Annotated in this window: 7 protein-coding genes; 5 read left to right on the top strand and 2 right to left on the bottom strand. The window is 54.1% G+C overall.

Annotated features, from left to right (window positions below):
* Both AC2VLY_RS05380 and AC2VLY_RS05385 read left to right on the top strand, forming a co-directional pair.
* The coding region (locus tag AC2VLY_RS05380; RefSeq protein WP_486921901.1) for a YhdP family protein at nucleotides 1–1823 on the top strand (1823 nt) is incomplete at its 5' end.
* A 3-nt stretch (nucleotides 1824–1826) separates the two neighbouring features.
* Nucleotides 1827–2630, top strand: a complete 804-nt coding sequence (locus AC2VLY_RS05385) for a carbon-nitrogen hydrolase family protein (protein WP_486894266.1) — start codon at nucleotides 1827–1829, stop codon at nucleotides 2628–2630.
* A 7-nt stretch (nucleotides 2631–2637) separates the two neighbouring features.
* Here the strand turns inward: AC2VLY_RS05385 and AC2VLY_RS05390 are convergent, their stop codons facing one another.
* Nucleotides 2638–3120, bottom strand: a complete 483-nt coding sequence (locus AC2VLY_RS05390; protein ID WP_486894268.1) for a DsrE family protein — start codon at nucleotides 3118–3120, stop codon at nucleotides 2638–2640.
* Between the two features lie 122 nt (nucleotides 3121–3242).
* Between AC2VLY_RS05390 and AC2VLY_RS05395 the strand changes: the two genes are divergently transcribed.
* From AC2VLY_RS05395 to AC2VLY_RS05405, 3 genes are all read left to right on the top strand, one after another.
* Nucleotides 3243–5006: an ABC transporter ATP-binding protein/permease gene (locus AC2VLY_RS05395; RefSeq protein ID WP_486894270.1), complete on the top strand. Its 1764-nt coding sequence runs from the start codon at nucleotides 3243–3245 to the stop codon at nucleotides 5004–5006.
* An 81-nt stretch (nucleotides 5007–5087) separates the two neighbouring features.
* The gene (locus tag AC2VLY_RS05400) at nucleotides 5088–5663 is read left to right on the top strand and encodes a thioredoxin family protein (RefSeq protein WP_486894271.1); all 576 of its coding nucleotides are present in this window, start codon (nucleotides 5088–5090) and stop codon (nucleotides 5661–5663) included.
* A complete protein-coding gene (locus AC2VLY_RS05405) occupies nucleotides 5660–6406 on the top strand; it encodes an SDR family NAD(P)-dependent oxidoreductase (protein WP_193651016.1) in 747 nt (248 codons plus the stop codon). Before AC2VLY_RS05400 ends, AC2VLY_RS05405 begins: the two co-directional genes overlap by 4 nt.
* A gap of 91 nt (nucleotides 6407–6497) precedes the next feature.
* Here the strand turns inward: AC2VLY_RS05405 and AC2VLY_RS05410 are convergent, their stop codons facing one another.
* Complete coding sequence (locus tag AC2VLY_RS05410) at nucleotides 6498–6716, bottom strand: hypothetical protein (RefSeq protein ID WP_486894273.1); 219 nt, start codon at nucleotides 6714–6716, stop codon at nucleotides 6498–6500.
* Nucleotides 6717–6995: the final 279 nt, after the last annotated feature.

Here is a 6995-nt window from a genome sequence, read left to right on the forward strand (position 1 = left end):
GTTTGCGTCAGACCCCGATTTTACGCCATGCGCAAACGCCGCCCCTGCAACTTTCCGGGGAAGGACAGTTGCATTTGGCCCTGAAGGTGCCATTTCACCATGAAAAAACCCAGGTACAGGGTGTGCTTGCTTTGCAAAAAGCCGGAATGAAAATAAGAAACTGGCGAGCTGAATCCATTTCGGGACCCATTCATTTTCAGCGTGATGCTATCAGTGCCAAAAACCTGCAGGGTCAGTTTGTGGGTGGCCCCGCACAATTGAGTATACAGGCCAAAGCGCTTGACCAGCAGACTGATCTGCAGATGCAATTGCAGGGGTCGCTGCAGGCCGGGCAGTTACCGCTGCCGCAATCCTGGCAATCCAGACTGCATGGTGTGATTCCCTATCAGGTATCCGGAACCCTGGAAAATGGCAGGCTGCGCTTGTTGGGAGATGCCCGGTTACAGCGTAGTCGCAGTACCCTCCCGGCACCCTTTAACTGGAATTATGCGGATAAGTCCCGCGTCAATATTTCGGGACAGGGGTTTTGGCACCGTGCTTTTGATCTGACTGTTCACGCAGCTCAAGGCCAGGCCCGGCTGAGCTGGAAAAGCGAAGGCAGGCATTGGCAGTGGCGGGCTGCAGCGCTGCGTCTGGGTGCGGGCCCCCTTCCAAAAATGCCCGACTACGGCGTGAGGATAGACGGACAGGGTAAGATTCTGCCTGTGGATGAATGGTTAGCTCTCTTGTCGGAAGGTGGCCCGGGAGGCAGCCTGCCAACCACTCGTTTTGACCTGCACTGGCAGCAAGTGCAACTGCTGGGGCAGGTTTGGCAGCATACCCGCATGCAGGGAGAGGCCCGTGGCCGTAACTGGCATTTGCACTGGCGCAGCCCTCAGTCTGCGGGCAAGCTCTCTTATCAGGCGGCACGAGGTCCGGCACAAGCGGCCGCCATTCACCTGAATGTGCAGAAACTGCTACTCAGGCCTGCGCAGACCGAAGATCTGCAGTTTGCCCGGCTGGCTTCCGGGGTACCTTCTTCTCCGGCTTGGGCCACAGGTAGCTCACTGGACCTGGATGCCCAGATGGACCATCTGGATTGGCGTGGTCATCTTGCCCATGATGTGACCATGCAGGCGGAACGCTCGCCAAGCGGCTGGCAACTATCGGCTTTGAAAGGGGAGTGGCTCGGTAGTCACTGGGATCTCAGCGGGGCATGGCAGCCCCATGATGGTGGCAGGACTACATTGCAGGGAACCGTGCAGAGCCACAATATTGGCCCGGCTCTGGAAGCGCTGGGGATGAACAGTCTGGAATACGGGCAAGCCCGGTATACGGGAAAAATTTCCTGGCCGGGTGCGCCCTGGGACTGGAATGTGCAGCATCTTCAGGGGACGATCGAGTCCACTGTCAAAAATGGTCGCCTTAAAAAAATGGGGACGGATGTTTCCTGGCTGGTTTATGTGAATCCAACGACCCTGCTGAAAGATCTGCTCACTCTGGATTACCGCCCATTATTTGGAGAGGGTTTGTTTTTTCACGCGCTTTCGGCAAGGTTCGTGCTCGGGAAGGGTTTGGCGCGCAGTCAGGATATTCGCCTGAATTCCAGTGCGCTGGCCATGCATGGAGCAGGGACTCTGGACATGGTTCGCCAGGAAATGAATCTGAATTTGCAGGTTTATCCCTTGCAGAGTTTTGATTGGCTTCTGGGACATTTTCCGCTTCTGGGCCCGTCACTGTTTGGGAATTCGGGTAAGGTGCTAAAATTGGATTACCGTGCGCAGGGCACTTGGGAACACCCCATGGTTACTCGCATATCGTCATCGTCAGCAAAGGATAAATAACGCATGGACGTTCAGCTTGCCGTGATTCAGATGGTTTCTTCGGATATCCCTTCAGAAAATCTTGAGCAAGCCGCAGGGCTGATCCGGGAGGCCGCCGGTGAGGGGGCGAACCTGATCCTGCTGCCCGAGAATTTTGCCTTTATGGGGCGCCATGAAACGGACAAGCTCGCGCTGATGGAACCCGATGGTGAGGGTGTTATTCAGTCCTGGCTGGCGGATCAGGCGCGTCAGCAGGGCTGCTGGCTGGTGGGCGGCAGCATCCCCATCGCAGCGTCCGACGGACGCTGCTTTGCGGCTTGTCTGGTTTATGATAATGAAGGCCAGCGCCGCGCCCGCTATGACAAAATTCATCTTTTTGATGTGGATCTGGCTGGTGGGGAAACGTATCGTGAATCCCGCAGTATCGCTCCGGGAAAGCAGCCAGTCCGGGTGGAAACCCCTTGGGGTCAACTGGGGCTCTCCATTTGTTATGATTTGCGTTTTCCGGAGTTGTACCGTCATTACGCCGGTGCCGAACTGCTGGTGGTGCCAAGCGCTTTCACCCGACAAACGGGTGCCGCCCACTGGGAAAGTTTGCTGCGCGCCAGAGCCATCGAAAATCAGGCGTACGTGCTGGCTGCTGATCAGGGCGGTCTGCATCAGAATGGTCGCCAGACTTTTGGCGGCAGCATGATTATTGACCCTTGGGGGCAGGTCCTGGCCCGCATGGAACAGGGACCGGGATGGGTGATGGCTGGAATGGACAGGGATTACCTGCAAAGTTGCCGAAAGCAGCTGCCCGCTCTGCAACATCGGCAACTGGACTGAGGGTTTCCTACCAGGCGATATAGGCGTAACCCTTTTGCTGCAGGGTAATGAGATCCACCGCGCCGCTAAACACGGGCACCGCCTGCGGAATAAGGTCTGCCTTGTCGATGTGGATGGTTTTCATGGTCTGTTCACAGGCGTTGAAAACCACGCCATACATGTGCAGGCTTTCTACCTGTTCCATTATGAATTTTTCATAATGTTGATGATTTTTCGGGGCGTTGACCAGCAACCAGAGGCCGGGTCCGAAGCAGTCGATGACAATGTCAGCATCGCTGTTGAAATGTCCGAGGACGACGGCCGCACTATGCAGGATGTCCAGAATATAAGCCGGATCGGACTTGTTGAGTTGAAACACTACCTTGTTTTTGCTTGGTCCCATCATGCCCTGGGCGTTGCCCTGATTGCTGAGGGCCAGGGCACCGACTCCAGCAACAGCAGCAATACCTCCGATGAACTGACGACGGGAATGGTTTTTGGATTGGGTCATGCTATTTTCCTGAGCTTTATAGATAAGACTTCCCCTGAAGCTTAGCAATAATTAAGCCGGGGCCGGCGTGAAGACCGGAGGAGCGTTGAGATGTTGAAGGTTTTTATGGGTGGGGAGAGTGCATGAAGCAGTTTAACGGAGCATTTTTTCGCGACTTGTGGCGTATCAGTAAGCCATATTGGTGGCATTCAGAAGAGCGCTGGAGTGCACGGGGTGTTTTCGCGCTGATCATTATTCTCAACCTGTTTATGGTGTTTATTTCCTACCGCATTACCCAGTGGTATGCCGTTTTCTGGAATGCCTTGCAGCGTTTTGCTGTCAATGCCGCCTGGCATCAGATGCTGATTTTTCTGGTGCTGGCGACAGCCTACATCATAGCCGCCGTATCCCAGACTTTTTTTACTCAGATGCTGGAAATACGCTGGCGACGTTGGCTGACCCGCCATTATCTCGACAACTGGTTGTCCAAAAGCACATTTTACCATATGCAGGTGCTCGGCGATGGGACAGACAACCCCGACCAGCGTATCAGCGAAGATCTGGCCAGTTTTACCAGTCAAACCCTGAACATCATCATTGGTCTGCTGAGTTCCATAACGACTCTGGCGGCCTTTGTGTTCATGCTTTGGGAGTTGTCGGCCATGATTACCATCCCCTGGAATGGGGCTTTATACACCATTCCCGGTTATCTGGTTTGGGCTGCCCTGATATATGCCGTATTTGGAACCATTCTGACAGCGCTTATTGGCCGCCCGCTGATCAAGCTCAATTTTAATCAGGAACGCTATCAGGCGGATTTCCGTTTCAGCATGATGCGCCTGCGGGAAAACAGCGAGAGCGTGGCTTTATATGGGGGCGAAAACGAAGAACGCCACCATTTTCTCCGGCGTTTTGCCGAAGTGTATGCGAATTACTGGCGGATCATCTGGCGATCCATGCGTCTGAACTGGTGGGTATCAGGCTATGGTCAGGCAGCCATTATTTTTCCGATTATTGTCAGCATGCCTGCCTATTTTGTGAATAAAGCCATTGGTATCGGCGGGCTGCAGCAAATCGCCTCCGCTTTTTCCCAGGTGCAGGGCGCGCTTTCCTTTATTGTCAGCAGTTACAGCAGTCTGGCCAACTGGCATGCGGTCGTCGATCGTTTGCGCTTTTTTGAACAATCCATGGATGAGGTGCGGGTTATCCGTGAAACTCACTATCAGATTGAGCGGAAAAACGCGCCCTGCCTGCAGGTCAAGGATCTCAATGTGCGCTTGCCCGATGGCCGGGAACTGGTGCATGACCTGAATCTCGACGTCCGTCGTCGTGAGCGACTGTTGATCATGGGGCCATCCGGTGGCGGGAAAAGTACGCTGATCCGCAGTCTGGCGGGTATCTGGCCTTTTGGTGATGGAGAAATCGGGCTGCCCGAAGGGGAGCGTCCTTTATTTCTTCCCCAAAAACCTTACTTACCTCTGGGTACTCTTCGGGATGTTCTGGTGTATCCCTTTGGAGCCAATGTGGATGATCAGCGACTGCAGCAGATTTTGCTCATGGTTGATATGAATAGTCTTGCCGACAAGCTGGATGACTCCCGGCTCTGGTCGCATGTGTTATCCTTGGGAGAACAGCAGCGTCTGGCTTTCGCGCGGGTGCTGGTGCAAAAACCGCAGTGGTTATTTCTGGATGAGGCGAGTTCGGCTCTGGATGAACCCGCCGAAAACCGACTATATCAATTGCTGGTCGAAGCCCTTCCGGAAAGCGCAATCATCAGTGTCGGTCATCGCTCCAGTTTGCTGCAGCACCACCAGCATTGCCTGCGCCTGCAGGGTAATGGTGCATGGGTGCTGGAAGTCGTACAGCAGCAAGGCCCAGCAGGAGATCTGACTCCGGCCCCCGCTTGAGCGCTACGTGAAGGAAATTTTCGGTCGATCAATACGGCATCGACCATCGCCACATCATCAGGAATGTAAGGAGATTCAATTATGGCAATGACTGCAAAAGATTTACCCGTTGGTGGTGCCATGCCCGCTTTTTCTTTGCCCGTCGGAGGAGGAAATGAGCAATGGTCGAGCACTTCTGCCCCGGGCAAGCCCTTACTGGTGCTGTTCATCTGCAACCATTGCCCTTATGTGCTGCATATCAGCAAGCATTTGGGTGAACTGGCCCGTCAGTGGCAAAACCAGGGACTGCAGGTAGTGGCGATCAACAGTAATGACCCCGATACTTATCCTGAAGATGCCCCCGAGAAAATGCCTGCCGAAGCGCAGCGTGCCGGTTATGCCTTCCCTTATCTTTTTGATGCAGATCAGGCCGTAGCGAAGGCCTTCAACGCCGTTTGTACCCCGGACATTTTCCTGTTTGATCAGGCAGGCAAGCTTTTTTACCATGGCCAGTTTGATGACAGTCGTCCCAAAAATACGTTACCGGTTACCGGAAAAGATTTATCGGAAGCGGTTGCTGCCGTGCTCGAAAAGCGTGAGCCTCCGGCAAAAGTCCTGCCCAGCGTAGGTTGCAGCATCAAGTGGCGGGCTGGTAATGAACCGGAGGGTTGGGCATGATCTCCCTCCAGCGCTGTGCCGTGGTTACGGGGGCATCATCAGGTATTGGCGCAGAAACAGCGCGTCAGCTTGCCCGCCAGGGATGTAAGGTCTATGTCGGTGCACGTCGCCTCGAACGCTTGCAGGCATTGGCGGAAGAAATTCAGGGCGTGGCCCTGACTCTGGATGTCACCGACACGGAAAGTGTTCGTCAGTTTGTCGATCAGTTACCCGAGGCGGTCGATATTCTGGTCAATAATGCCGGCGGTGCGCTCGGCCTTGAGCCCATTGCCGAAATGGAGGAATCCCACTGGCAACGCATGTGGGACAGTAATGTGCTGGGTTTGGCGCGCATGAGTAAGGCACTCTATCCACGACTGTTGAAAGCTTCTTCGGGCGTTGGACATCTGGTCAATATCGGCAGTATTGCTGCCCATGAAACCTATGCCGGTGGTGGTGGCTATACGGCCTGCAAACATGCGGTCAAGGCGATTACTGAAACCCTGCGCGTGGAATGGTTGGGCAAACCCATCCGCATTACCGAGATTGATCCGGGACTGGTGGAAACCGAATTCAGTCTGGTCCGTTTTGCCGGAGATGCAGAACGTGCGGCGAGTGTATATGCGGGTATGGAGCCTTTGGTGGCAGCAGATATTGCCGACGCCATTAGCTGGGTGGTCAGCCGTCCTGCTCATGTCAATATCGATGAGATCATCATAAAACCGCGCGCTCAGGCGCGGGCCGGGCTGGTTCATCGAGATTGAAATGCCCTCACCTACCTGTTGGTGGGCGCTCTAGAAAAATTGCGTATGTACCCAGTGCGGAAAGAAAATTCAGCGCACCTGCGTCTAGGCTTCAGTGAAAAATATGCTGGAAAATACCGCCCGCTATTTGTTGTTGTTTGGTCACAAAGTTGGGACGTTGCTGAACCTGTCGTTGCCGGCGCAAGCGGAGCAGGCGTTTCTGTAATTCCCGTTTGATGCGATGTCTTTCATGTCCTGCCATGAAAGAAGCGTAGCTGGGGAAGCTGCGAACCCGACGCAAAGCCGCTAACAAATTTGTGCTGTTATCCATCTGCTGTCTCCTTAGCTTTCTATTGAAAACAATAAAGCAAGGAGCGTGCCAATAAAAATACTTGTGAAAAATCAATTTACTAAAATTATCCGAACGGTCAGTTGGCCGCTTTCTGTCACGTTTTGACGACAAGGTGCCCGTTTTTACAGGGTGCCCCCTAAAACCGGAGATGGGTCGGGAAGCTTTTTGCTACAACGTCCCTTGCCAGTTGTTCTACGACTCATCCTGAAGTCAGGAGAGAACACGCCCAGCGGGCTCAAACAGCTACCCTGACGGGCG

The sequence above is a fragment of the Acidithiobacillus sp. TH-A36 genome, assembly GCF_057473445.1.

Excerpts from the sequence above, each read along its gene's own strand:
- AC2VLY_RS05385 (WP_486894266.1), top strand. The coding sequence starts at position 1,827 with ATGGACGTTCAGCTTGCCGTGATTCAGATGGTTTCTTCGGATATCCCT.
- AC2VLY_RS05390 (WP_486894268.1), bottom strand. The coding sequence starts at position 3,120 with ATGACCCAATCCAAAAACCATTCCCGTCGTCAGTTCATCGGAGGTATT.
- AC2VLY_RS05395 (WP_486894270.1), top strand. The coding sequence starts at position 3,243 with ATGAAGCAGTTTAACGGAGCATTTTTTCGCGACTTGTGGCGTATCAGT.
- AC2VLY_RS05400 (WP_486894271.1), top strand. The coding sequence starts at position 5,088 with ATGGCAATGACTGCAAAAGATTTACCCGTTGGTGGTGCCATGCCCGCT.
- AC2VLY_RS05405 (WP_193651016.1), top strand. The coding sequence starts at position 5,660 with ATGATCTCCCTCCAGCGCTGTGCCGTGGTTACGGGGGCATCATCAGGT.
- AC2VLY_RS05410 (WP_486894273.1), bottom strand. The coding sequence starts at position 6,716 with ATGGATAACAGCACAAATTTGTTAGCGGCTTTGCGTCGGGTTCGCAGC.